The sequence below is a fragment of the Micromonospora sp. NPDC047527 genome (genome assembly GCF_040643015.1).
Taxonomy (GTDB): Bacteria; Actinomycetota; Actinomycetes; order Mycobacteriales; family Micromonosporaceae; genus Micromonospora.
In genome coordinates, this window is the sequence record NZ_JBEYTK010000007.1 from 257,005 (window position 1) to 278,776 (window position 21,772).

Below are 21,772 nucleotides of genomic sequence, written 5' to 3' on the forward strand. Positions count from 1 at the left end.
GCCGGGCTGGCATCGAAGAGGGCGGTCCGGTGGGTGCGACCCGGCGACCACGGTCGAGAACCGGTCGAACGGCAGGTACGGCGCTGTTCGACCGGTTCACCGCACTGACCGTTTGATTGCGGTGTGCGAGCGAGCTATTGCACTGGGTGATCGTCCTGCGTACGCTCCCTCGATGGGGAGGCCGGGATGCCGTTGCCAACAAGTCCTGTCATTCGACGCGCACGGCTCGGCGCCGAGCTGCGCCAGCTACGCCGGCGTGAGGCGCTGACCCTGGAGCAGGTCTGCGACCGGTTGGGTTGGGCCTCGACGTCGAAGCTGTCCCGCATCGAGCTGGGCCAGAGCCGTCCGGACCTCGCCGACGTGCTGGATCTGCTCGACGTCTACCAGGTGCCGGTGTCGGACCGGGACGCGCTGATCGTGATCGCGCGGGACGCGGCCACCAGCCGTGGCTGGTGGAAGACGCTCGGCGAGATGAGTGAGCGCCAGCGCGTCTACGCCGAGTTGGAGGCGGGGGCGGCCCACATCGTCGAGTTCCAACCGGCGGTCGTGCCAGGGCTGCTCCAGACACCGGCGTACGCCAGGTCCCGGGTCGCCGCTGGTGCTCTGGTCGCGCCGAAGGTCGACGTGGAGGCGGAGGTGCGCGCCCGGGCGCTGCGGCAGGAGGTGCTGCGCCGGGCCGACCCGCCCCGCTACACGGCGGTGCTCGCCGAGGCGGTGTGCGAGCCGGGTGACCTGCCGGTCGCGGTCTGGCGGGAACAGCTGCGACACCTGGTGGCCGTGACCGGGCTGGCGCACGTGACGGTGCGGCTGCTGCCGCGCGGGGCGTCCGGCGACGGGCTGCACCCGCTCACGCCGTACTCGTGGTATGCCTTCCCCGACCCGGAGGATCCGCGCACGGTGATGCTGGAGGCGTTGACGACCGACGTCCGGCTGGCGACGACGCTCGACGTCGAGCGGTACGAGCGGATGACCGAGGCGCTGTTGGCGGCTGCGCTGTCACCGGAGGAGACGGTCACGGCGCTGGCCCGGCGCGTCGGCGAGTGAGCGCCGTCGGGTGAGCGCCGTCGGGTGACGCGCACGGCGGCACGCCGCGCGGTCACCGGGCCCGGCGCCCCCGAGCCCGTCGGGACCGGGGACCGACGCGTGCGGTGCGCACGATAAACCTGGGGTACGACAGCTCCACTCAGGCCGGTACGTCGAGGAAGTGCTCGACCAGCGGCGGCCCGGCGAAGTGCGGCCCGATCAGGTCACGCCACTGCGCGAACCGCTCGGTGGCCCGGAAGTTCTCCTCGTGCGCCTCGACCGAGTCCCATTCGACCAGCAGCACGAACCGGGTCGGGGACTCGATGCCCCGGGTCATCCGCACCGAACGGCAGCCGGGGGTCCCGGCGAGGACCGGGTGACCCTGGGCGTACGCGGCGACGAACGCGTCCTCGTGTCCGGGTAGTACGTCGATCAGCGCGACCTCTAGCACCATGGGGGAAGCCTCCCACGGGGTGGGGGAGCGCGGGTGCCGAGGGTCCGTTCCGCGGGGCGGTGGCTGCCCACCGGCTGCCCGAGGTGTGATCACGGCGAGTGGTGGGCAACAATGGTCCGCGCGGAGGGGAGTATTCCCTCGCGACGAAGTCGTCAGCACGGTCGATCGTCGGAACGTCGGCGCCGACCCGGCTTCGTCGGTCGCCGTCCGATCGCGGGCGGGGACGGAAGAGACCTCCGACAGTCACCAGAGTGAGCGACAGCGGCACACCGGCCCTCCCGGGGGCGTACGGTGTGCCCGACGCCGCGTGTCTGCCGGAGGAATGAAACGTTGGACGTGTCCGGACTGGTGTGGGCGGGGACTCTCGTCGCACTGACTGCGGTGCTGCTCGTCGATCTGTTGATCATCGGCAGGCGCCCACATGAGCCGAGCGTGCGGGAGTCGAGCCTCTGGGTCGCCTTCTACGTCGGTCTGGCCCTGCTCTTCGGCGTCGGCGTCTGGCTGACCTCCGGGGCCAGTTCGGCCGGGCAGTTCTACACCGGCTGGCTCACCGAGTACAGCCTCTCGGTGGACAACCTCTTCGTCTTCGTGATCATCATGGCTCGCTTCGGGGTGCCCCGGCCGTACCAGCAGAAGGTGCTGCTTGTCGGCATCGTGCTGGCGTTGCTGATGCGCGGCGGCTTCATCGCCGCGGGCGCGGCGCTGATCAGCCAGTTCTCCTGGGTGTTCTACATCTTCGGGGCGTTCCTGATCTACACGGCGGTGAACCTGGCTCGTCAGGGCGAGCCGGACGAGGACGAGTTCTCCGAGAACGTGCTGATCCGGTGGAGCCGCAAGGCGCTGCCGATCTCCAAGACGTACGACGGCGCGAAGTTGGTCACCCACGAGGGCGGTCGCCGAGTCTTCACCCCGCTGTTGATCGTGATGATCGCCATCGGCACCACCGACCTGATCTTCGCCCTGGACTCGATCCCGGCGATCTTCGGCATCACCCAGGAGCCGTACCTGGTCTTCACCGCGAACGTCTTCGCGCTGATGGGTCTGCGCCAGCTCTACTTCCTGCTCGGCGGCCTGCTCAACCGACTGATCTACCTGAGCTACGGGCTGGCCGTCGTGCTGGGCTTCATCGGGGTCAAGCTGGTGCTGGAGGCGTTGGCCGACAACAACCTGCCGTTCATCAACGGCGGGGAGCACGTCGGCTGGGCGCCACACATCCCGATCTGGCTCTCCCTGCTGGTCATCGTCGGCACGCTGGGCGTCGCCACCGTCGCCAGCCTGGTCAAGTCCGGCCGGGACCGACGCCGTGAGCTGGCCGAGGCCCGACGCTGAACCACCCCCGGCCGGGTGCCCCGAGGCGCCCGGCCGGTCAGACCCGGTGCACGCCGACCAGGGTCGCGGCGCGGTCGGCCGGCATCGGCTCCTCCAACACCCGCCGCCGCCGGTAGCAGGCGTGCAGCATCCGCCGGTTGCCGCGACCCCCGGCGACGGCGGTGACGATGCCGATGTGGTGGATCTTGCGGCCGGGGCGGGCGAAGAAGTAGAGGTCGCCGGGGCGCTCCGCGCCCAGCGGCAGCGGGTTCGTCGCCACCGCCTGGTCGTCGGCGTCGCGCGGCAGCAGCACCCCGAACCGGCGCCAGGCGAGGTGCACGAGGCCCGAGCAGTCGATGCCGTGTGCGGAGAGCCCGCCCCAGACGTAGGCCACGTGCAGCAGCCGCTGGGCCACGGCGAGCACGTCGGCGGGGTCGGGTGGCCCGACCGGCGTCGGGACGAGCTGGCTGTCGGACAGCCAGAGCGGCGTGGCCCGACCGGGGACGTGCACCGGCCGCCAGCCGCCACGCGCCGGGCCGGCCGGGACGAGGCGGGTGCCGACGACGACGCCGGGCAGCACCACCGGCCCGTCCGGGTCGGCGCGCAGCCCGGTGACCGTGGCGTCCACCACCAGCGGGTCGCCCGTGACGGCCGGGCCGACACCGACCAGTTGGTCGGCGGGGAGCCAGCCCGGGTAACCGCGCGGATCGAGCTTGGCCGCCGGTTGTTCGACGGCGACCACGCGCGCCCACCCATCCGGGCGTAGCTCGCTGACGAGGACCCGCTCGCCGAGCAGGAGCTGGCTCAGCACACAGTCGCCCACCTGCTGGTCGGTGTCCATGCCGGAGACCCAGGCCGGGATGTCGGCGCCGGCGGTGAGCGCCGGCCCGTCGATCGACCGGACCGCCTCGGGGGAGGACCACAGCGTCGCGACCGCGACCCGGACGAGGGCCTCGCGGCCCGGTTGGAGCTCCACGTCAACCCCCAGCTCGTGTTGGCTGTCAGGGAAACTCTATGAAAGAAAGCAACGACCATCAACCGTGAGTCTGAATCTTTACTTCAGCAAGGCCGGAGATGCCGAGCCCGGGCGCGTCCGGCAGCACCACGGTCGGCCCCTCGTACCGGATGCCACCCCGCACCGGCGACCAGGCCAGCCACCAGGCGGCATCCAGGTCGGAGACCGCCGTGGTGCCGTACGCGGCGACCAGACTCGCCGCCGCGCCGATGCCGACCTGGGTCTCCATCATCGAGCCGACCACCGTGCCGAGCCCGTGCGCGTCGGCCAGCTCCAGCAGGGTGCGCGCCGGCTGCAGCCCACCGCACTTGGCCAGCTTGACGTTGACCAGGTCGGCGGCCCGGCGGCGGATCACCTCCACCAGGTCACGGGTCCCGAAGACCGCCTCGTCGGCCAGGATCGGCACGGACACCCGGTCGCTGACCCAGGCCAGCCCGTCCAGGTCCCAGCGGGCCACCGGCTGCTCGACCAGCTCCACGTCCAGCCCCGCGTCCTCGATGCCGCGGATCACCCGGACCGCCTCGCGCGGCGTCCAGCCCTGGTTCGCGTCGAGCCGGATCCGAGCGCCGGCGCCGACCGCCGCCCGGACCGCTCGTACCCGGTCCAGGTCGCCTGCCGCGTCGGTACCGACCTTCAGCTTCAGCACGCCGAAGCCGTCGGCCTGCCGCTGGCGCGCGGCCGACGCCAGGTCCACCGCGTCGCCCGCCGCCAGCGTGACGTCCGTCGGAACGCGCAGGGTCGTGCCGCCGAGCAACCGCACCAGGGGTACGCCCAAACGCCGCGCGGCAAGGTCGTGCAGCGCCACGTCCACCGCCGCCTTCGCGGCCTCGTTGCCGACCACCGCGCGTCGCACCTCGGCGCAGCGGGCCACCAGGTCGTCCGGGTCGCGTCCGGTGAGCAGTGGCCCGAGCAGCTCCCGGACACACGCCTGCGCTCCGGCGACCGACGCGCCGGTGACCTGCCAGACCTGCGGTGCCTCGCCGAAGCCGGACCGGCCATCGGCGTCGATCAGTTCGACGATCAGGGTGTCCACCGTGGTCGTTCGGCGCAGCGCGGTCACGAACGGGGTGTGTAAGGGGGCAGAAACCCGGTGGGTGCGTACCGCCGAGATCGTCATGTGGGGCACCCTATACGGAGGCACGCGGCGGAAGGGGACACCGGATGACCGGGCGGGACTGGGCGATGGTCGGCGCGCCGAACGCACGTGACCTGGGCGGCCTCGTCGCCGTCGACGGCCGGCGGGTGCGCTCGGGACGGTTGATCCGCACCCCGGCGCTGGGCCGGCTCACCGACGAGGACCTGCCGGTGCTCGCCAAGCTCGGGCCGACCTGCGTGCTCGACCTGCGCGACGGCTCCGAGATCGCGGTCGCCCCGGCGGACCGGCTGGCCGGCGAGCCGCGCGTCCTGCACCTGCCGATACACGACCCGGACCACCCGGTCTTCACGTACGTCTCGGCGGTGCTGCTCGGCCACGACCTCGACGCGTACGCGGAGCTGGCCCGGCAGGGCACGGCGGGGGCGATGGCCGAGATCTACCGGTGGTTCGTCACCGGCGAGGCGGCCCGGGTCAACTTCGGCGCGGCGGTACGGCTGGCCGCCCAGCCGGAGAACCTGCCGTTGGTCTACCACTGCTCGGCCGGCAAGGACCGCACCGGCTGGCTCACCGTCATCCTGCTCAGCGCGCTCGGCGTGGACGAGGCCGACATCCGCGCCGAGTACCTGCGCAACAACGAGCTGACCGACAGCCTCCGCGCGGTGCTCATCGAGGCGATGCGGCGGCGACAACCCACACTGGACGTCGACGCGGTGCTGCCGGTGCTGGAGGTCCGGACCGAATACCTCGACGCCGGCTACCAGGAGGTGCACCGGCTGCACGGCTCGTTCGACGGCTACCTGCGTGACGGGCTGGGGCTGACCGACGAGGTCCTCACGGCGCTGCGGGCGCAACTGCTGGAGTGACAGCCGCACCGGGCGGCGCGGCGGCGCGGGTAACCCGTCCGACGACGATCAGCGCCTGACCGGCCGCGTACGTCGCCATCACCAGCACCGGCGCGCCGGGCGGCTGGGCCACCCCCGCCACCCCGGCGGCGATCAGCAGGTCGGAGCCGAGGAACAGCGCGGCCCCCAGACCGACCCGCCAGCCCTGGGTCACGGCGGTGGCGGCCATCGCCGCCAGCGCGAACGCGTACCCGGCCACCGGAACGGCCAGCCCGGCGTCGGTCAGCCCCACCCACATCCAGGCCAGCGCGACGACGGTCAGCACCGCGTACCCCAGCGGGACCGCGACAAGCGGCGGACGGCGCAGCGCGGTCGCGGCGCCGTGCCGGGTGAAGGCCACGAGGTAGCAGACGTGGGCGGCGAGGAAGAGGACCATGCCGGCGATGAACCAGCCGGTGCCGTCGCCCAGCAACGCCACGTCGCCGCCGGTGGAGAACGCCAACGCGGCGAGCACCAGCCGGTCCGGACGGGCGCCGCGCTCGGCGGTGGCCCGCCAGAGGTACGCGGCCAGCAGCGGCATCAGCAGTGGCTTGGTGAGCAACTCGACGACACGGCTGTCGACGGCGTTGGCCAGCAGGTTCGCCGCGGTCACGACGAGGAAGGCGACGAGCAGGACACGGCTGCGGGGCATCAGCGGCTCCGAGGTGGGGGGGGTGGGAGCAGCCTAGCCGGGTCGACCGGTGCCGGTCAGAGCCGGTGGCGGGCCGCCCAGACCTGGGCCGAGATGTGGGCGATCAGACGACAGGCGTCGTCCTCGACCTCCTCGCCGCCGGACCCGCCGTCGGCCAGGTCGGTGGTGGTGCACACAGCGATGACGTACGGCGGTGCGTCGTCGGGCAGCACCACGCCGACGCCGTGGCGCACACCGCGTACCCAACCGTTCTTGTGCGCGATCCGGGTGCCCTCCGGCAGGCCGGCGGCCAGGTCCTCGCGGTGCTCCTGGCCGAGCAGCACGTCCAGCATGTCGGCGCAGCCGGCAGGCGAGGCGAGCCGGCCGGTGGCCGCGGCCCCGGTGGCCAGCGCACCCAGCAGGGCGGCCAGGTCGGCGGCGGTGACCGCGTTGGTGATGCCGGCCTCGCGGGCGGCGAAGTCCTCGATGCCCCGGCCGGTCACACTGTGCCGGGCTCCGGCCAGCGCCCACACCTCGGCGACCGCGGGCAGGCCGACCTGCCCGATGAGCAGGTTGGTGGCCAGGTTGCTGGACCGCACGATCATCCGTTCGGCGAGCCAGCGCAGCGGCGCGCTGCCGCCGACCCGCTCCCACACCGCGTCGTCGTTGTCGTAGTGCGGTGCGCAGGAGAACCGGGGCGCGCCGGGCTGGGCCGAGTCGAACTCGTTGACCACCGGGACGTCGCCGTCCAGCTCCAGCGTGCCGGCCTCGGCGGCGCGGTGCAGGGCGGCGAGCACCGCCACCTTCATGGTGCTGGCGGCGTAGTGGGCGGCGTCCGCGTGGCGGGTCCAGGTCGGCGGCGCGTCGAGTCGACCCACGTACGCCGAGACGGTGCCCGGCACCCGGTCCAGGTGGGCGTCGAGATCATCCCAGGTCATGCCGGTGACCGTAGCGGATCACCGGCGGTTCGGTCGGCCGGCCGCGTACCCCCGTCGGAAAACGGACGGGCGCGTCGGCCGCAAGCGGCCGACGCGCCCAGTGTCGGACGTCGGTGGGTCAGCCGGCGTGCTTGCGGCGGGCGGCGGCCCGACCCCGCAGCTGCTGGTCGAGCACCACCTTGCGGATGCGAACCGCGGTCGGGGTGACCTCGACGCACTCGTCCTCGCGGCAGAACTCCAGCGCCTGCTCCAGCGAGAGCTTGCGCGGCGGGATCAGCTTCTCGGTCTCGTCGGAGGTCGAGGCCCGCATGTTGGTGAGCTTCTTCTCCTTGGTGATGTTGACGTCCATGTCGTCGGAGCGCGAGTTCTCGCCGACGATCATGCCCTCGTACACCTCGGTGGTCGGGTCGACGAAGAGCTGGCCGCGCTCCTGCAGGTTGATCATCGCGAAGGCGGTGACCGCACCGGCCCGGTCGGCGACCAGCGAACCGTTGTTGCGGGTCCGCAGCTCGCCGAACCACGGCTCGTACGACTCGAAGACGTGGTGCAGGATGCCGGTGCCCCGGGTGTCGGTCAGGAACTCGGTGCGGAAGCCGATCAGGCCACGCGCCGGGACCAGCCACTCCATCCGGATCCAGCCGGTGCCGTGGTTGACCAGCTGCTCCATGCGGCCCTTGCGGGTCGCCAGGAGCTGGGTGATCGCGCCCAGGTACTCCTCGGGGGCGTCGATGGTGAGCCGCTCGACCGGCTCGCAGGTCTTGCCGTCGATCTCCCGGGTGACCACCTGGGGCTTGCCGACGGTCAGCTCGTAGCTCTCCCGGCGCATCTGCTCGACCAGGATGGCCAGCGCCAGCTCGCCGCGGCCCTGCACCTCCCAGGCGTCCGGCCGCTCGGTGGGCAGCACCCGCAGCGACACGTTGCCGACCAGCTCCTTGTCGAGCCGGTCCTTGACCATCCGCGCGGTGACCTTGGAGCCCTTGACCCGGCCGACCAGCGGCGAGGTGTTGGTGCCGATGGTCATCGAGATGGCCGGCTCGTCGACGGTGATCAGCGGCAGCGCCACCGGGTTCTCCACGTCCGCGAGGGTCTCACCGATCATGATCTCGGGGATGCCGGCGACGGCGATGATGTCGCCCGGGCCGGCGCTCTCGGCCGGCTTGCGCTCCAGGCCTTCGGTCATCAGCATCTCGGAGATGCGGACCCGCTGGGTGCTGCCGTCGGTGCGGCACCAGGCCACCGTCTGGCCCTTGCTGATCGTGCCCTGGCGGATCCGGCACAGCGCGAGGCGGCCGAGGAACGGCGAGGCGTCGAGGTTCGTCACGTGCGCCTGCAACGGCGCGTCCTCCTCGTACGCGGGTGCCGGGATGGTGTCCAGCAGGGTGCGGAACAGCGGCTCCAGGGAGTCGCTGTCGTCCGGCACCGAGCCGTCGGCGGGCTGGGTCAGCGAGGCGATGCCGTCGCGGGCGCAGGCGTAGACGATCGGGAAGTCGATCTGCTCCTCGTCGGCGTCCAGGTCGAGGAAGAGCTCGTAGGTGTCGTCCACGACCTCCTTGATCCGGGCGTCCGGACGGTCCACCTTGTTGATCACCAGGATGATCGGCATGCGCGCCCGCAGCGCCTTGCGCAGCACGAAGCGGGTCTGCGGCAGCGGCCCCTCGCTGGCGTCGACGAGCAGCACCACGCCGTCGACCATGGTCAGGCCGCGCTCGACCTCGCCACCGAAGTCGGCGTGACCGGGGGTGTCGATGATGTTGATGGTGACCGGGTCGGAGCCGTCCGCCGGCAGGTAACGCACGCCGGTGTTCTTGGCCAGGATGGTGATGCCCTTCTCCCGTTCCAGGTCACCGGAGTCCATCACCCGCTCGGTGGTCTCGCCGCGTGCGCCGTACGCGCCGGCCTGCCGCAACATGGCGTCGACCAGGGTGGTCTTGCCGTGGTCGACGTGAGCGATGATGGCGACGTTGCGGAGGTCGGTGCGAAGCTGCATACCCTCTATCCTTCCGCCTGCGCTCGCGCAGGCTGCGTCGGGGTCACCCCCAGGTGCCCCTGATCTATGGTGAAACTGCTGTCCGGGTCGTTACCCCGGCTGGCATGCTGGCTCCCGTGTCCCGGGGGCCTGAGTGCACGACCTGCTGACCGTGGTGCAGGGTCTGCCCACCCTGTGGATCTACCTGGTCGCCGCGCTCATCGTGGCGGGCGAAACCGCGGTGATCTTCGGCCTGCTGGTGCCGGGCGAGGCTACCCTGCTGCTCGTCGGCTTCCTCACCTACAACGGTACCTTGCGGCTCGGGCCGGCGTTGCTCGCGATGATCGCCGCGGCGGTGGTCGGCGACACGCTGGCGTTCCGCGCCGGTCGGCGGTACGGCCCGAAGTTGCGTGCCGGGCTGGGCCACCGGGTCGGGCCCGAGCGGTGGCGCCGGGCCGACACCATGCTCGCCCGGCTCGGTGGTCGGGGCGTGTTCGCGGCCCGCTGGGTGGCCTTCGCCCGCACCCTGGTTCCCCGGCTGGCCGGCTCGGCCGGCATGTCGTACCGGCGGTTCGCCCCGTGGAACCTGGCCGGCGTCATCACCTGGGTGGGCGGCTCCGTGCTGCTCGGTCATCTCGCCGGTGAGTCGTACGACACGGTCTCCCGGCTGCTCGGTCGGGCCACCGGCGCGGTGCTGGTGCTGCTGGCCGGGCTGCTGGGTGTGGTGCTCGCCGGGCGGTGGCTCGGTCGGAATCCCGACCCGGTGCGCGCCCTGCTGTCCCGGGCCGGGGCGTTGCCTCCGGTGCGCTGGCTCAGCGCCCGCTACGGGATCCTGTTCTTCCTGTTGGCCATGCGGATCGGGCCGGCCTGGACGCTGCTGCTCAACCTCGCCGCCGGGTTGCTGCTGCTCTTCGCCACCGGGTTCGCCATCGCCGGTCTGCTCGCCGTCGCGGTGGGCAACAGCGGGTTGGCCGCGCTGGACGGGGCGATCGCGAGCTGGTTCGCGGCCCGCCGGACGCCAGACGCGGCCGACGCCACCCTGATCGTGGTGTCCCTGGTGCGCGGGTGGGTGTTGATCGTGCTGGTGGCCCTGGTGGCGGCGGTGCTGGCGTGGCGCAATCGGCCGTGGCGGGCGGATCTGCTCAGCGTGGTCGGCACGGTGGGCGCGTTCGTGCCGCTGGTGGTGTTGGCCGTGGTGGCCGAGTTGACCGGCTCGGCCGGCAACGAAACCCGGTTCCCGACGCAGAACGCGGTGGTCGCGGCGAGTTTTTGCACCCTGGCGTGGCTGGTGTCGCGCAGCGCCCACTGGCCGGTGGCGGTGACCGCGTGGACGGCCGCCGCCGCAGGCGTGCTGGGGGTCGGCGGCGCGCGGCTCTACCTCGGGTTGGACACGGCGAGCGGCACGGCGGCGGCGGTGCTGCTCGGTGTGCTGTGGACGGTGGTGTTCATGGTCGCCTGGGCCACCCGGGACCGGGCGATGGGCGATCGGGAGCAGCCGACCGACCCGGTGCGGCCACCGCAGGGGCCCCGACGACCGGTCGAACCTTGCTAAGTTGCGACGACTGTCACACGGGGGAGGAACGCAATGCGTGGACGGACCGCCCAAGTGGGTGCCGTGCTGCTCGCCGGGCTGCTGCTCGCCGGCACGGCGGCCGGCTGCGCCGACCGGGGGGAACGCCCGTCGGGCCAGGCCGCCCCCGTGTCGGTCACCGAGGAGCCGACCGTCGACCCGGTCGATGAGGCGATCGTCGAGCCGAGCCCGTCGGTGAGCGCCGTGGAGTCGATCGGCGTGGCGCCGAGCCGCAGCGCGTCAGCGTCCCCCACGCCGTCGAAGAAGCCGACCCGACCGAAGACCACGGCGCCGAAACCCCGCGCGGTGGCCAAGCCGCCGACCGAGACCCAGGTCCCGCCGGCGCCCCCGAAGCCCGCCCCGGTGTCCTGCAAGCCCTCGTACAAGGGCACCCAGGCCAGCCGGGCCGAGGCGAAGGCCGCGCTGGCCGACGCGGCGGCGCGCACCTACTGGCCGACCTCCGCACCGGACATCAAGGTCCCACTCAACCTGGTGAAGGCCACCGCGTGGCAGGAGAGCGGCTGGCAGTCCAACATCTACGCGTGCGACGGCGGCGTCGGGCTGATGCAGGTGATGCCGGGCACGGCGACCTGGATGAACCAGCGGTTCGAGCAGCGCTACGACATCGCCGACTACCGCGACAACGCGTACCTGGGCGCCAACTACCTGGCCTGGCTGACCAAGTACATCGGCGACATGTACTTCGAGTCCGACTTCCGACTCGACGCGGGCCTGTGCACCGCCGAGCTGGATTCCTGCCTGCTCAACGCGGTGATCGCGGCGTACAACTACGGGCACGGGGCGGTGGCGCGGAAGGGGGAGCCGCTGACCATCCCCAACCCGTCCTACGTGCGCAACGTGCGGGCGCTGATGACCGAGTGCGTCTGTCTGGACTACTGAGCGCGCGAACGGGGGCGGGGTCGGGTGGTCCCCGGCCTCGCCCCCGTCGCGTGGGCGGTCAGTCGCGTGCGGTCACCGGCGCCGGCGTGGTCTCTTCCTGGCGCGCGTCGATGCGCCCCGGCCACCAGAAGCGGTCGCCGAGCAGGAACGCCAGTGCCGGCACCAGCACCGTGCGGACCAGCAGGGTGTCCAGGAGGACGCCGATGCAGACGATGATGCCGATCTGGGTCAGCGTGATCAGCGGCAGCACGCCGAGGACGGCGAACACCGCGGCGAGCAGCACTCCGGCGCTCGTGATGACACCGCCGGTGACGCGCAGCGCGGAGAGCATCCCGGCGCGGGTGCCGGCCGTGCGGGCGTCCTCCCGAGCCCGGGTGACCAGGAAGATGTTGTAGTCCACCCCGAGTGCCACCAGGAACACGAAGGCGAGCAGCAGCACGCCGCTGTCCAGAGCCGGGAAGTCCAGCACGTGGTCGAAGAGCAGCCACGCCGCACCGAGGCTGGCAAAGAACGACGCGATCACGGTGAGGACCAGCAGCACCGGCGCGAGCAGGCCCCGCAGCAGCAGCACGAGCACGGCGGCGACCAGCAGCAGGATGATCGGCAGGATGAGCCGCAGGTCCCGGTCGTTGGCCTCGTCGGAGTCGTAGGTGGCGGCCACGGAGCCACCGACGATCGCCCCGGACGGCGCGTCCGCGCCCGGTGCGGCGGGCGGCGCGGAGTCGGGAACGGCGACCACGGCCTCGCGGAGCGCCTCGATCGCCCGGTCGGAGGCGGCGGTGCCGGGCTCGGCGTCCAGCACCACGTCGACCTGGGCGACAGCGTCACCGGCGTCGGAGGGGCGGGCGGAGGCCACGCCGGGCACGTCGGCGGCGACGTCGGTGACCGCCCGCACCGCCGCCGGGGTGGTGATCACGGTCACCGGTTGGGTGCTGCCGGCGGGGAAGGCCCGGGCCAGGGTCTGCGCACCGGTGACCGCCTCGGGCTGGGCCCGGAACTGCTCGGTCTCCGACAGGCCGGTGCGGATCCCCAGCCCACCCAGCGCCAGGCCGCCGAGCAGCACGATGGCGAGCACCGCGACGACCGCCGGGCGGCGTTCCACGGCGCTGCCGAGCCGGCCCCAGATCTTGCCTTCACGGGCCGGTCCGCCGACCCGGGGGACGAACGGCCAGAACAGGCCGCGACCGAAGAGCACCAGCACGGCGGGGAGCACGAACAGGGCCGAGGCCATGGCGAGGACCACACCCGTGGCGCAGGCCACCGCCAGTGCCCGGTTGGTCTCCTGCTCGCTGAGCAGCAGGGTCAGCACGCCGAGGACCACTGTCGAGCCGCTGGCCAGGATCGGCTCGGCCGTGCGGCGCAGGGCGGCACGCATCGCGGCGAACCGGTCCTCCTCGCGTCGCAACTCCTCGCGGTAGCGGGCGATGAGCAGCAGCGCGTAGTTGGTGGCGGCGCCGAAGACCAGCACGCTGGCGATGCCGGTGACCTGGCCCGCTTGGAGGTGGATGCCGACGGCCGGGACGATCGTGTCCACCGCCCGCAGGGTGATCTGCTCGGTGGCGGCGACCACCACGAGCGGCACGATCCACAGGAACGGGCTGCGGTACGTGATGAGCAGCAGCACCGCGACCACGGCCGCGGTCACCGCGAGCAGGGTGATGTCGGCGCCGTCGAAGACCGAGGACAGGTCGGCGGTGAAGGCGGGGGAGCCGGTGACCTCGGCTTTCAGTCCGTCCGGCAGGCCGGAGAGCGTGGCGCGCAGGTCATCGACCTTCGCGGTGACCGCCTCCTGACCACCGTCGGTGGTGACGGGCACGGCGAGCAGCGCGACAGTGCCGTCCGGGGAGACCTGCGGCGGGCTGACCTGCCCGCCCACGGCGAAGCGGGCCAGGTCGCCGGATCGGGCGGTGAGGGCGGCCCGGTCGGCCTCGCTCAACGCGCCGCCGTCGTCCCGGCTCACCACCACGATGGCGGGTTGGACCTCGCTGGACGGCAGTTGCTCCTGTAGGCGCTCCACCTGGGTCGACTGCCACTGCGCCGAGAGGCCGGTAGCCGAGACCGGTTTGGGGTTGTCCGGCTGGGGCAGAGCGAAGACGACCACGCCGACGACGACGGCGACGGCCACAGTGATCCAGGCGGCCAACCGCCCGCGAGCGACCCTGGTGAACACAGACATCAGTTACCTTAGGTCCTTCGAAAGTCGAGTATCTTGATTACCGAGATTATCTAGGGCTACTCTAAGCTGCAACTCGGGAAACGAGATGGGGGTAGCGGCGCGACGTGGCAACTCACGGCATGTACCGGCGGCGGGACACACCCCGAGAGCGGCTCGTTGCCGAGATCACCACGGACCTCCGGCGGTACGCGGCGGACGCCCAGCAGGTTGGCCACGCCTTCGCCAACCTGCACGGGCTGAACCCCACCGACCTCCACGCCCTGATCGCGGTCATGGACGCCGAACTGCTCGGTGACCCGATCACCCCCGGGCGCCTCGGGGAGCATCTCAACCTCTCCTCCGGCTCCATCACCGCCCTGATCGACCGGCTGGAGCGGGCCGGGCACATCCGCCGCGACCGGGACACCGCCGACCGGCGCAAGGTGCTGCTGCACTACGCCGACCAGGGCGCCGCGCTGGCCATGGAGTTCTTCCGGCCCCTGGGCGCACGCACCGACACCGTGATGGACCGCTTCAGCGATGACGAGTTGCAAGTCGTGCACCGCTTCATGGTGGAGATGAGCGAATCGGTGCGGGCACACCGCGACATGGTCCGCGCCGCCCGACCCGAGCAGTCCCGCCGCCCGACGGGCTGACCGGTGCCGGGCCGGCTCGTCGCACGTCTCGCCGCCGCCGCGCTCCGGCTGCCGGTGACCCGGCCCGGCCCGGTACGGGTCACCCGCCACATCCCGGTACGGGTCCGCGACGGCGTGGTGCTGCGTACCGACCACTACGCGCCGGTCGACGAGAGCGCGCCGACCGTGTTGATCCGCACCCCGTACGGACGGGGTGGGCCGTTGCGGCTGCTCGGCCGGCTGCTCGCCGCGCGCGGCCAGCACGCGGTGATCCAGTCCTGCCGGGGCACCGGCGGCTCGGGTGGGACGTTCGCGCCGCTGGTGCACGAGCGCGACGACGGGGTGGACACCCTGGACTGGCTGCGCCGCCAGCCCTGGTGGTCCGGGGCGCTCGGCATGTTCGGGATCAGCTACCAGGGCTTCGCCCAGTGGTCGCTGGCCGACGACGCTGGCGACGACCTGCGCGCGATGGTCGCGGTGGTGACCGCCTCGACCACCCGGGACTCCACCTACGCGGGGGAGTCCTTCGCCCTGGACACCGTGTTGACCTGGGCGGAGTTGCTGCACGCGCAGACCGTGCCATGGCTGGCCCGCCAGTGGGAGCTCAAGCGCGGGCAGCCGCACCTGGCCGCCGGGCTGGAGCACCTGCCCCTGGCCGGGGCGGACCGGGTGGCGACCGGGGTCACCATCTCGTTCTTCCAGGAGTGGCTGCGTCACCACACCCCCGACGCCGCGTACTGGCGGACCCGGGTCTTCGCCGACCGGGTGGCCCGGGTGCGGGCGCCGGTGGTCATGGTCACCGGGTGGCACGACATCTTCCTGCCCGCCCAACTCGACGACCACGCCACCCTGCGCGCCGCCGGAGCCCGACCGCGTCTCGTGATCGGCCCGTGGACGCACGGCAGCCCCGGCCTGTTCGTGGCCGCCCTGCGGGAGGGGCTGACCTGGCTCGACGAGCACCTGAGCGCGGGCGGGCCGTTGCACGGTGGCGGATCGGCGCCGGTCCGGCTGTACGTGAGCGGCGCCGACGGCGGCTGGCGTGACCTGCCGGACTGGCCACCACCGGCCGTCGACACGGCCTGGCACCTGCACCCGGGCGGTGAACTGGCGGTACGCCCACCCGCACCCTCGGCGCCGGACGAGTTCCGCTACGACCCGGCCGATCCCACCCCGTCGCTCGGCGGGCCGCTGCTGGTCGCGCAGCGGGCCGGTCCGGTGGACAACCGGCGCGTCGAGGCCCGGCCCGACGTGCTGACCTACACCAGCGCGCCGCTGACCCGGCCGGTCGAGGTGATCGGCCCGGTGCGCGCCGAGATCCACGTCCGGAGTGAGCTGTCGTACCTGGACGTCTTCGTTCGACTGTGCGACGTGGACCGACGCGGGCGCTCCTGGAACGTGTGCGACGGGTTGGTCCGGGTCGAGCCCGGGCGGTTCCCGGCCGACCCGTCCGGTGCGCTGCGGGTGCCGGTGCCGCTCTGGCCGACCGCGTACCGGTTCCGGGCCGGGCACCGGCTGCGCGTGCAGGTCTCCGGTGGCGCCCACCCGCGCTGGGCGCGCAACCCGGGCACCGGCGAGCCCCTCGGTACGGCGGTGACGCTGCGTGCCGGCTGGCGGCAGATCCTGCACGATCCCGAGCACCCCTCGGCGCTGCTGTTGCCGATCGTCCACACTGCCCCGGCGTCGCCTCCATTCTGAACAGACCGGCTCTGAGCTGGGCATTCGCCGAAAACGCGGGCTATGGTTGAGTCACGCCCGGCGCCGTGCACCAGTAGGCCGGGCTCGCCCGAAGCCCCGCGCCGTTTACGCGGTGTGACGTCGTGCCCGGCCCCCGCCTATCGGAAAGGGGGACCCCATGACCCGGGCCCCGGCTAACCTGTTGGCCGTCCGAAGCCTGCTCCTCACCCACCTGAACGTCGATCCGAACACCGTCCGCGCGGCCGACCTGGAGCCGGCGGAGGTCGGCATCGTCGGTGATCCGTCCCATCGTGGCGGCTACCACTGCGGATCGGACCGGGTGGTCACGAACGACTACTCGGTGGTGGAGTCGTCCCGGGACCGGACCGGCCTGACCCTCGACGCGGCGGCGCTGGACGTCGGCGGCTTCGAGGTCCGCTCCGGTGGCCGCACGCACACCCTGGCCAGCTTATCGGCCTGGTGCGTGGGGGAGTGCCAGCGCAACGCGGCTGACACCCGGGACATCCGCGAGATCATCTACAGCCTCGACGGCAAGACCGTGAAGCGGTGGGACCGGCTCGGCAAGCGCAGCACGGGGGACGACTCGCACCGCTGGCACACCCATTTCAGCTTCTTCCGTGACGCCATCAAGGCGGGCCGCGACCAGCGGCCCCTGTTCCGCCGCTACCTCAGCTCCATCGGATTCCTGGAGGACGACATGACCCCCGAAGAGCACAACTGGCTGGCCACCGTCCACAAGAACCTCACCGTCCTCGACGGCCGCAACCCGATCGGGCAGGTCTACCTGCGGCTGGCGGAGGGTCGGGACGACACCGGGGCGCCGGTCACCGGCCACCCGAACCTCAAGAGCCTCGGCGTGCAGCTGACAGCGCTGCAGACGGCGCTCAACGCGTTGTCCGGCCGGGACTTCACCGACGAGCCGGCGATCGTGCAGGGGGTGCTGGCCGGGCTCACGCCGGAGAAGATCGCCGCGGCCATCCCGGCCACCATGGCCAAGCAGGTCGCCGACGAGTTGGCCCGCCGGCTCGTCGCCTGAGGGATGGGGTGGCCCGTCCCCGCCGGGCCACCCCTCTCCCACTCATCCGCAACGACACTTGAGCAATAAGTGTTGCACAAGTGTCGTTGCGGATGTGATGCTGGCGGCATGGAGAACCGCGACGTACGCCAGGTCACCGACTCGCGGGTGCTGGCCGCCATGTCCCACCCGCTGCGCCGACGACTGATGGACGTGCTCAAGGTGCACGGCCCGTCGACCGTCGGCCTGCTCGCCGACCGCACCGACCAGGCGCCCGCCAACGTCAGCCATCACCTCAAGGTGCTCGCCGCCGCCGACCTGGTCACCGAGGCCCCCGAACTCGCCCGGGACCGCCGCGAGCGGTGGTGGCAACTGGTCACGCGGGCGGTGCGCTGGTCCAACACCGACTTCGACGCCGACCCGGCCGCCCGGGCGGTCGCCGACGCCGCCACCTCGCTCAACCTGGACCGGCACGTCGCCCTGGCCCGGGCCTGGCACGCCGCCGACGAGTCGGCGCAGGCCGCCTGGGCCGACGGACCGTTCTCCACCGACCGCTGGCTGCACCTCACTCCCGAGGAACTGGCCGAGCTGAGCCGCGAGATCATCGACCTCCTGGCGCGCTGGGGCGACCGCGCCGTGCCCGACGACGGGGCCGAGCGTCAGCCGGTGTTCGTGTTCGCCTACGGCGTGCCGGCCCGGCCGTGACCGCCGCCACCCGCGCCGATCCGGGTCCGGTCCGGCCGCCCGGTGGGCTGCTGCGGCACCGGGACTTCCGGCTGCTCTGGGCCGGGCAGGCGGTCAGCAGCGTCGGCAGCAACGTCACCACTGTCGCGCTGCCGCTGGTCGCGGTGGCCGTCCTCGACGCCGACACCTTCCAGGTGGCGGTGCTCACCGCCGCCGCGTGGCTGCCCTGGCTGCTGATCGGCCTGCCGGCCGGCGCCTGGGTGGACCGGCTGCCCCGTCGACCGGTGATGGTGGTCTGCGACGTGGTCTGCGCGCTGGCGTTCCTCAGCGTGCCGCTTGTCGCCGTGGTCGGCCTGCTCACCGTCGGGCAGTTGCTCGTGGTGGCGGTCGTCGCCGGCACCGCGCGAGTCTTCTTCGAGACCGCCGACCAGGTGTACCTGCCGGTGTTGCTGCGACCCGAGCAACTGCCCGAGGGCAACGCAAAGCTGCAGGCCACCCAGACCGTGAGCTACGTCGCCGGACCCGGCCTCGCCGGTCTGATCGCCCAGCTCGCCGGTGCCGTCGTGGGGCTGTTGCTGAACGCGTTCACGTTCCTGCTCTCCGCCGTTTTCCTGCTGCGGATCCGCACCGTCGAGCCGCGCCCCGGCAGGCCGGACGCGTCCCGGTCGCTGCGACGGGACATCGTCGAGGGGCTGCGCTTCGTCGTCCGTGACCCGTACCTGCGGGTGCTGACGCTCTTCGGTGCGGCCAGCAACATCGGGCTGACCGGCTACCAGGCCATCCTGGTGGTCTTCCTGGTCCGCGAACTGGGGCTCGCGCCGGGCCTGGTGGGCCTGCTGGTCGCGGTGATGAGCGCAGGCGGAATCGTCGGCGCGCTGGTGGCCACCGTGCTGGGCCGGCGCTACGGCACCGCGCGGGCCCTGCTCATCGGGGCAGCACTCACCGGCCCGCCCGCCCTGCTCATCCCACTCGCCGCGCCCGGCCTCGGGCTGACCTGGCCGGCCCTCGGAGGACTGCTGATCGGCCTCGGTGTGGCCATCGGCAACGTGGTCAAGGCGAGCTTCCGGCAGAGATACACGCCGCACCAGGTGCTCGGCCGGGTGACGGTGAGCATGCAGCTGCTCAACTACGGCACCATCCCGCTGGCAGCCGTGCTGGCCGGCGCCCTCGGCGCGCGTTACGGCGCCGGGACGGCAATCAGCGTGATGACCGCCTGGTTGGCGCTCACCCCGCTGATCCTGCTGATAGGGCCGCTCCGGCGGCGGCGGGACCTGCCCGCCGCCCCGGCGTCTTGAGTGCGCTGCGACGGCGGCCGGAGACCGGCCGCCGTCACCGGCACGGAGCTACATCGGGCGGACGTTGTCCGCCTGCGGGCCCTTCTGCCCCTGGGTCACCTCGAACTCGACCTTCTGGCCCTCGTTGAGCTCCCGGTAGCCGCTCGTCGCGATGGCGGAGTAGTGGACGAACACGTCCGGCCCTCCACCGTCCTGCTCGATGAAGCCGAAGCCCTTTTCCGAGTTGAACCACTTAACCGTGCCGGTTGCCATGCATCTCTCCCTGTTCAAAGCGGCTGAACACCGACCTGTGGCCGATGATCGCCCGTACCTGTTCGACAGTAACGGGCGAAACCCCGTTCTGCCGGCCGAAGTGCCGTAGGTGTTTGTGCGATCTCGGGTGAACTCTGCGCGGCGGCACGTGAAACCCGCCCCGGTGACCCTCCGCTGGGGCATGCTTGCGCCGATGAGAGGTGCCACAGCCACCGCGCTGTCCGAGCTGGAGCGCGAGATCGACGCGCCCGGCGACGGCATGGACCGGCTGCGCCTGGTGCCCACCCCGTTCGTCCCGGAGGTACGCCTGTACCTGGCCGAGGACGCGATTGTCTGGTGGGCCCGGATGGAGGCGGCTGCCGGTCACCCCCTGCCCCCGCCCTACTGGGCCTCCGCCTGGCCCGGCGGCCAGGCCCTCGCCCGCCACCTGCTGGACCATCCCGAACTCGCCGCCGGCCGGCGGGTCCTCGACCTCGCCGCCGGCTCGGGGCTGGTGGCCATCGCCGCCGCGCTCGCCGGCGCGGCCCGGGTCGTCGCCAACGACATCGACCCGTACGCCGTCGCGGCCGTCACCGTCAACGCCCGCGCCAACCGGGTCGCCGTGGACGCCAGCGGCGACGACCTGCTCGACGGCGCCGACACCGAGGCGGACCTGGTGGTCGCCGGAGACGTCTTCTACAGCGGCGCCATGTCCGACCGGGTGCTGCCGTTCCTGCAACGGGTCGCCGCCGCCGGCGCCGACGTGCTCGTCGGCGACCCCGGGCGGGGGCACCTGCCGGCGGACCAGCTGACAGTGCTGGCCGACTACCCGGTCCCCACCACCGAACCGTCGGTGGACTCGTCGCTGCGCCACGTACAGGTGCTGCGACCCGCCTGACACCGTCTCAGGGTGACCCCTAGGCCGATACCAGGGCTCGGTGGGGTCGCTACCGGATGTCCACGATGGCCCGGCGGCCATAGCGTACGGCGTATGACGCAATGGCTGGCTCAGGTCGGAGAACTGCCCATCGGTGTGCTGATGGGTGCGCTCGGGCTGGTCATGGTCTTCGACGCCATCCCGCTGCTGGGCGTCCTCGTCCCCGGTGACGTGGCGATCCTGGCCGCGGTCGGGGTGGGCCGACCGGCCACCGGCCTGGCGACCTTCGCGGCGGTCCTGGCCGGCTGCCTGGTCGGCTGGTCGCTGAGCTTCCTGGTCGGCCGCCGGTACGCCGAACGCCTCCGCCACAGCCGGATCGGCAACTGGATCGGCGAGGCCCGCTGGAGTGCGGCGGAGGGCATCCTGCACCGCGGCGGCGGCCGGATGATGATGGTCGCGCCGTTCCTGCCGGTGTTCAACGCGCTGCTGCCCCTGGCCGCGGGCGGGCTACGGATGTCGTACCGGCGGTTCCTCGGCTGCGCGGCCCTCGGCGGCGCGGCCTGGGCCGGTCTCTACCTGGCGCTGGGCACCGTTTCCCGGTCGTTTGCCGAGCTGCTCCCGGGGGCGCCCAGCCCGCTGCTGGTCACCATGGCGGTCGGGCTGGTGCTGGCCACCGCCGTGCTGCTGGGCGCGCGGCGGCGGTTGCGCGCGGTCTGAGCCGCCTCGCCCGCCCGTCGTGGTGGGGGGTTACCAGCCTCGGGCGCGCCACTGGGGGAGGGCCGGGCGTTCTGCTCCCAGGGTGCTGTCCTTGCCGTGGCCCGGGTAGAACCAGGTCTCGTCCGGAAGCCGGTCGAACAACTTGTGCTCGACGTCATCGATCAGCGCGGCGAATCGCTGCTGGTCCTTGTCGGTGTTGCCGACGCCGCCCGGGAAGAGGCTGTCCCCGGTCCAGAGGTGCGGGGTGCCGTTCGGGTCGCGGTAGAGCAGGGCGATCGAGCCGGGCGTGTGCCCCTTGATGTGGATGACCTCCAGGGCGCGGTCACCGACCGACACGGTGTCGCCGTCGGCGAGGTGCTCCGCCTCGATCGGCAGCCCGGCGGCGTCGTCGGCGTGCACCAGAGCCCGCGCGCCGGTCTTGGCCACCACCTCCTCCAGCGCCACCCAGTGGTCCATGTGCTGGTGGGTGGTCACCACGGCGGTCAGCCCGCCGTCGCCGATCAGCTCCAGCAGCCGCGGCGCCTCGTTGGCGGCGTCGATGAGCACCTGGTCGCCCGTGCTGGTGCAGCGCAGCAGGTAGGCGTTGTTGTCCATCGGACCCACCGACAGCTTGCTGATGGTGAGCCCGTCCAGTTCCCGTACCGCTGGCGCGCCGCCCGAGGTGACGTCTCCGGTGTATGTCATGT

Annotated in this window: 21 protein-coding genes; 12 read left to right on the forward strand and 9 right to left on the reverse strand. The window is 72.4% G+C overall.

Features of this window, described 5'->3' with window-relative positions; translation table 11 throughout:
- Positions 1-186 precede the first annotated feature (186 nt).
- Positions 187-1,044, forward strand: a complete 858-nt coding sequence (locus ABZ808_RS25640) for a helix-turn-helix transcriptional regulator (protein WP_357011174.1) — start codon at positions 187-189, stop codon at positions 1,042-1,044.
- Positions 1,045-1,183: 139 nt separating this feature from the next.
- Here the strand turns inward: ABZ808_RS25640 and ABZ808_RS25645 are convergent, their stop codons facing one another.
- Complete coding sequence (locus ABZ808_RS25645; RefSeq protein ID WP_357011177.1) at positions 1,184-1,477, reverse strand: antibiotic biosynthesis monooxygenase family protein; 294 nt, start codon at positions 1,475-1,477, stop codon at positions 1,184-1,186.
- 330 nt (positions 1,478-1,807) lie between these two features.
- On the opposite strand from ABZ808_RS25645, the gene ABZ808_RS25650 reads away from it, so the two are divergent.
- Positions 1,808-2,806: a TerC family protein gene (locus ABZ808_RS25650; protein WP_357011179.1), complete on the forward strand. Its 999-nt coding sequence runs from the start codon at positions 1,808-1,810 to the stop codon at positions 2,804-2,806.
- 37 nt (positions 2,807-2,843) lie between these two features.
- Here ABZ808_RS25650 and ABZ808_RS25655 read toward each other — a convergent pair whose 3' ends face one another.
- Together ABZ808_RS25655 and ABZ808_RS25660 are read right to left on the reverse strand one after the other, a co-directional pair.
- Positions 2,844-3,761 carry an NlpC/P60 family protein gene (locus tag ABZ808_RS25655; RefSeq protein WP_357011181.1) on the reverse strand — a complete coding sequence of 306 codons (918 nt, stop codon included), beginning with the start codon at positions 3,759-3,761 and terminating at the stop codon, positions 2,844-2,846.
- Between the two features lie 58 nt (positions 3,762-3,819).
- Positions 3,820-4,917, reverse strand: a complete 1,098-nt coding sequence (locus ABZ808_RS25660) for a dipeptide epimerase (RefSeq protein ID WP_357011183.1) — start codon at positions 4,915-4,917, stop codon at positions 3,820-3,822.
- Between the two features lie 44 nt (positions 4,918-4,961).
- On the opposite strand from ABZ808_RS25660, the gene ABZ808_RS25665 reads away from it, so the two are divergent.
- Positions 4,962-5,759: a tyrosine-protein phosphatase gene (locus ABZ808_RS25665; protein WP_357011185.1), complete on the forward strand. Its 798-nt coding sequence runs from the start codon at positions 4,962-4,964 to the stop codon at positions 5,757-5,759.
- Here ABZ808_RS25665 and ABZ808_RS25670 read toward each other — a convergent pair.
- The 3 genes from ABZ808_RS25670 to typA form a co-directional block, all read right to left on the reverse strand.
- On the reverse strand, positions 5,728-6,429 hold the full coding sequence (locus ABZ808_RS25670) for a lysoplasmalogenase (protein ID WP_357011187.1): 702 nt from the start codon (positions 6,427-6,429) through the stop codon (positions 5,728-5,730). The two genes, ABZ808_RS25665 and ABZ808_RS25670, sit on opposite strands and share 32 nt — an antisense overlap.
- 56 nt (positions 6,430-6,485) lie before the next feature.
- Entirely contained in the window at positions 6,486-7,346 is an 861-nt protein-coding gene (locus tag ABZ808_RS25675; RefSeq protein ID WP_357011189.1) for a serine hydrolase, read from the reverse strand.
- Between the two features lie 118 nt (positions 7,347-7,464).
- Positions 7,465-9,333: a translational GTPase TypA gene (gene typA, locus ABZ808_RS25680; protein WP_357011192.1), complete on the reverse strand. Its 1,869-nt coding sequence runs from the start codon at positions 9,331-9,333 to the stop codon at positions 7,465-7,467.
- Positions 9,334-9,466: 133 nt separating this feature from the next.
- Here typA and ABZ808_RS25685 point away from each other — a divergent pair, with 133 nt between their 5' ends.
- Entirely contained in the window at positions 9,467-10,864 is a 1,398-nt protein-coding gene (locus tag ABZ808_RS25685) for a DedA family protein (protein ID WP_357011194.1), read from the forward strand.
- A gap of 33 nt (positions 10,865-10,897) precedes the next feature.
- Entirely contained in the window at positions 10,898-11,782 is an 885-nt protein-coding gene (locus tag ABZ808_RS25690) for a transglycosylase SLT domain-containing protein (RefSeq protein ID WP_357011196.1), read from the forward strand.
- Between the two features lie 58 nt (positions 11,783-11,840).
- On the opposite strand, the gene ABZ808_RS25695 is transcribed toward ABZ808_RS25690, so the two are convergent.
- Positions 11,841-13,958, reverse strand: a complete 2,118-nt coding sequence (locus ABZ808_RS25695) for an efflux RND transporter permease subunit (RefSeq protein ID WP_357011199.1) — start codon at positions 13,956-13,958, stop codon at positions 11,841-11,843.
- Positions 13,959-14,077: 119 nt separating this feature from the next.
- On the opposite strand from ABZ808_RS25695, the gene ABZ808_RS25700 reads away from it, so the two are divergent.
- The 5 genes from ABZ808_RS25700 to ABZ808_RS25720 all read left to right on the forward strand — a co-directional run bounded on the left by ABZ808_RS25700 (position 14,078) and on the right by ABZ808_RS25720 (position 19,261).
- Positions 14,078-14,593, forward strand: a complete 516-nt coding sequence (locus ABZ808_RS25700) for a MarR family transcriptional regulator (protein WP_357011241.1) — start codon at positions 14,078-14,080, stop codon at positions 14,591-14,593.
- Positions 14,594-14,596: 3 nt separating this feature from the next.
- Positions 14,597-16,267 (forward strand): CocE/NonD family hydrolase, encoded by a 1,671-nt coding sequence (locus tag ABZ808_RS25705; RefSeq protein WP_357011201.1) that lies wholly within the window; start codon positions 14,597-14,599, stop codon positions 16,265-16,267.
- A 157-nt stretch (positions 16,268-16,424) separates the two neighbouring features.
- Entirely contained in the window at positions 16,425-17,303 is an 879-nt protein-coding gene (locus ABZ808_RS25710) for a hypothetical protein (protein WP_357011203.1), read from the forward strand.
- A gap of 108 nt (positions 17,304-17,411) precedes the next feature.
- Entirely contained in the window at positions 17,412-17,987 is a 576-nt protein-coding gene (locus tag ABZ808_RS25715; RefSeq protein ID WP_357011205.1) for a metalloregulator ArsR/SmtB family transcription factor, read from the forward strand.
- Positions 17,984-19,261 (forward strand): MFS transporter, encoded by a 1,278-nt coding sequence (locus ABZ808_RS25720; protein WP_357011207.1) that lies wholly within the window; start codon positions 17,984-17,986, stop codon positions 19,259-19,261. The genes ABZ808_RS25715 and ABZ808_RS25720 overlap by 4 nt, the downstream gene beginning before the upstream one ends.
- Before the next feature lie 48 nt (positions 19,262-19,309).
- On the opposite strand, the gene ABZ808_RS25725 is transcribed toward ABZ808_RS25720, so the two are convergent.
- Positions 19,310-19,513: a cold-shock protein gene (locus ABZ808_RS25725; RefSeq protein WP_007072071.1), complete on the reverse strand. Its 204-nt coding sequence runs from the start codon at positions 19,511-19,513 to the stop codon at positions 19,310-19,312.
- 181 nt (positions 19,514-19,694) lie between these two features.
- On the opposite strand from ABZ808_RS25725, the gene ABZ808_RS25730 reads away from it, so the two are divergent.
- Together ABZ808_RS25730 and ABZ808_RS25735 are read left to right on the forward strand one after the other, a co-directional pair.
- Positions 19,695-20,390, forward strand: coding sequence for a 50S ribosomal protein L11 methyltransferase (locus tag ABZ808_RS25730; RefSeq protein ID WP_357011243.1), 696 nt, complete (start codon positions 19,695-19,697; stop codon positions 20,388-20,390).
- Positions 20,391-20,483: 93 nt separating this feature from the next.
- Positions 20,484-21,086 carry a VTT domain-containing protein gene (locus ABZ808_RS25735; RefSeq protein WP_357011209.1) on the forward strand — a complete coding sequence of 201 codons (603 nt, stop codon included), beginning with the start codon at positions 20,484-20,486 and terminating at the stop codon, positions 21,084-21,086.
- Between the two features lie 30 nt (positions 21,087-21,116).
- On the opposite strand, the gene ABZ808_RS25740 is transcribed toward ABZ808_RS25735, so the two are convergent.
- Complete coding sequence (locus tag ABZ808_RS25740) at positions 21,117-21,770, reverse strand: MBL fold metallo-hydrolase (RefSeq protein ID WP_357011211.1); 654 nt, start codon at positions 21,768-21,770, stop codon at positions 21,117-21,119.
- Positions 21,771-21,772 lie beyond the last annotated feature (2 nt).

Coding starts and splice junctions, on each gene's coding strand:
- ABZ808_RS25640 (WP_357011174.1), top strand. CDS start 187: ATGCCGTTGCCAACAAGTCCTGTCATTCGACGCGCACGGCTCGGCGCC.
- ABZ808_RS25645 (WP_357011177.1), bottom strand. CDS start 1,477: ATGGTGCTAGAGGTCGCGCTGATCGACGTACTACCCGGACACGAGGAC.
- ABZ808_RS25660 (WP_357011183.1), bottom strand. CDS start 4,917: ATGACGATCTCGGCGGTACGCACCCACCGGGTTTCTGCCCCCTTACAC.
- ABZ808_RS25665 (WP_357011185.1), top strand. CDS start 4,962: ATGACCGGGCGGGACTGGGCGATGGTCGGCGCGCCGAACGCACGTGAC.
- ABZ808_RS25670 (WP_357011187.1), bottom strand. CDS start 6,429: ATGCCCCGCAGCCGTGTCCTGCTCGTCGCCTTCCTCGTCGTGACCGCG.
- ABZ808_RS25675 (WP_357011189.1), bottom strand. CDS start 7,346: ATGACCTGGGATGATCTCGACGCCCACCTGGACCGGGTGCCGGGCACC.
- typA (WP_357011192.1), bottom strand. CDS start 9,333: ATGCAGCTTCGCACCGACCTCCGCAACGTCGCCATCATCGCTCACGTC.
- ABZ808_RS25690 (WP_357011196.1), top strand. CDS start 10,898: ATGCGTGGACGGACCGCCCAAGTGGGTGCCGTGCTGCTCGCCGGGCTG.
- ABZ808_RS25695 (WP_357011199.1), bottom strand. CDS start 13,958: ATGTCTGTGTTCACCAGGGTCGCTCGCGGGCGGTTGGCCGCCTGGATC.
- ABZ808_RS25700 (WP_357011241.1), top strand. CDS start 14,078: ATGTACCGGCGGCGGGACACACCCCGAGAGCGGCTCGTTGCCGAGATC.
- ABZ808_RS25710 (WP_357011203.1), top strand. CDS start 16,425: ATGACCCGGGCCCCGGCTAACCTGTTGGCCGTCCGAAGCCTGCTCCTC.
- ABZ808_RS25715 (WP_357011205.1), top strand. CDS start 17,412: ATGGAGAACCGCGACGTACGCCAGGTCACCGACTCGCGGGTGCTGGCC.
- ABZ808_RS25725 (WP_007072071.1), bottom strand. CDS start 19,513: ATGGCAACCGGCACGGTTAAGTGGTTCAACTCGGAAAAGGGCTTCGGC.
- ABZ808_RS25730 (WP_357011243.1), top strand. CDS start 19,695: ATGCTTGCGCCGATGAGAGGTGCCACAGCCACCGCGCTGTCCGAGCTG.
- ABZ808_RS25735 (WP_357011209.1), top strand. CDS start 20,484: ATGACGCAATGGCTGGCTCAGGTCGGAGAACTGCCCATCGGTGTGCTG.
- ABZ808_RS25740 (WP_357011211.1), bottom strand. CDS start 21,770: ATGACATACACCGGAGACGTCACCTCGGGCGGCGCGCCAGCGGTACGG.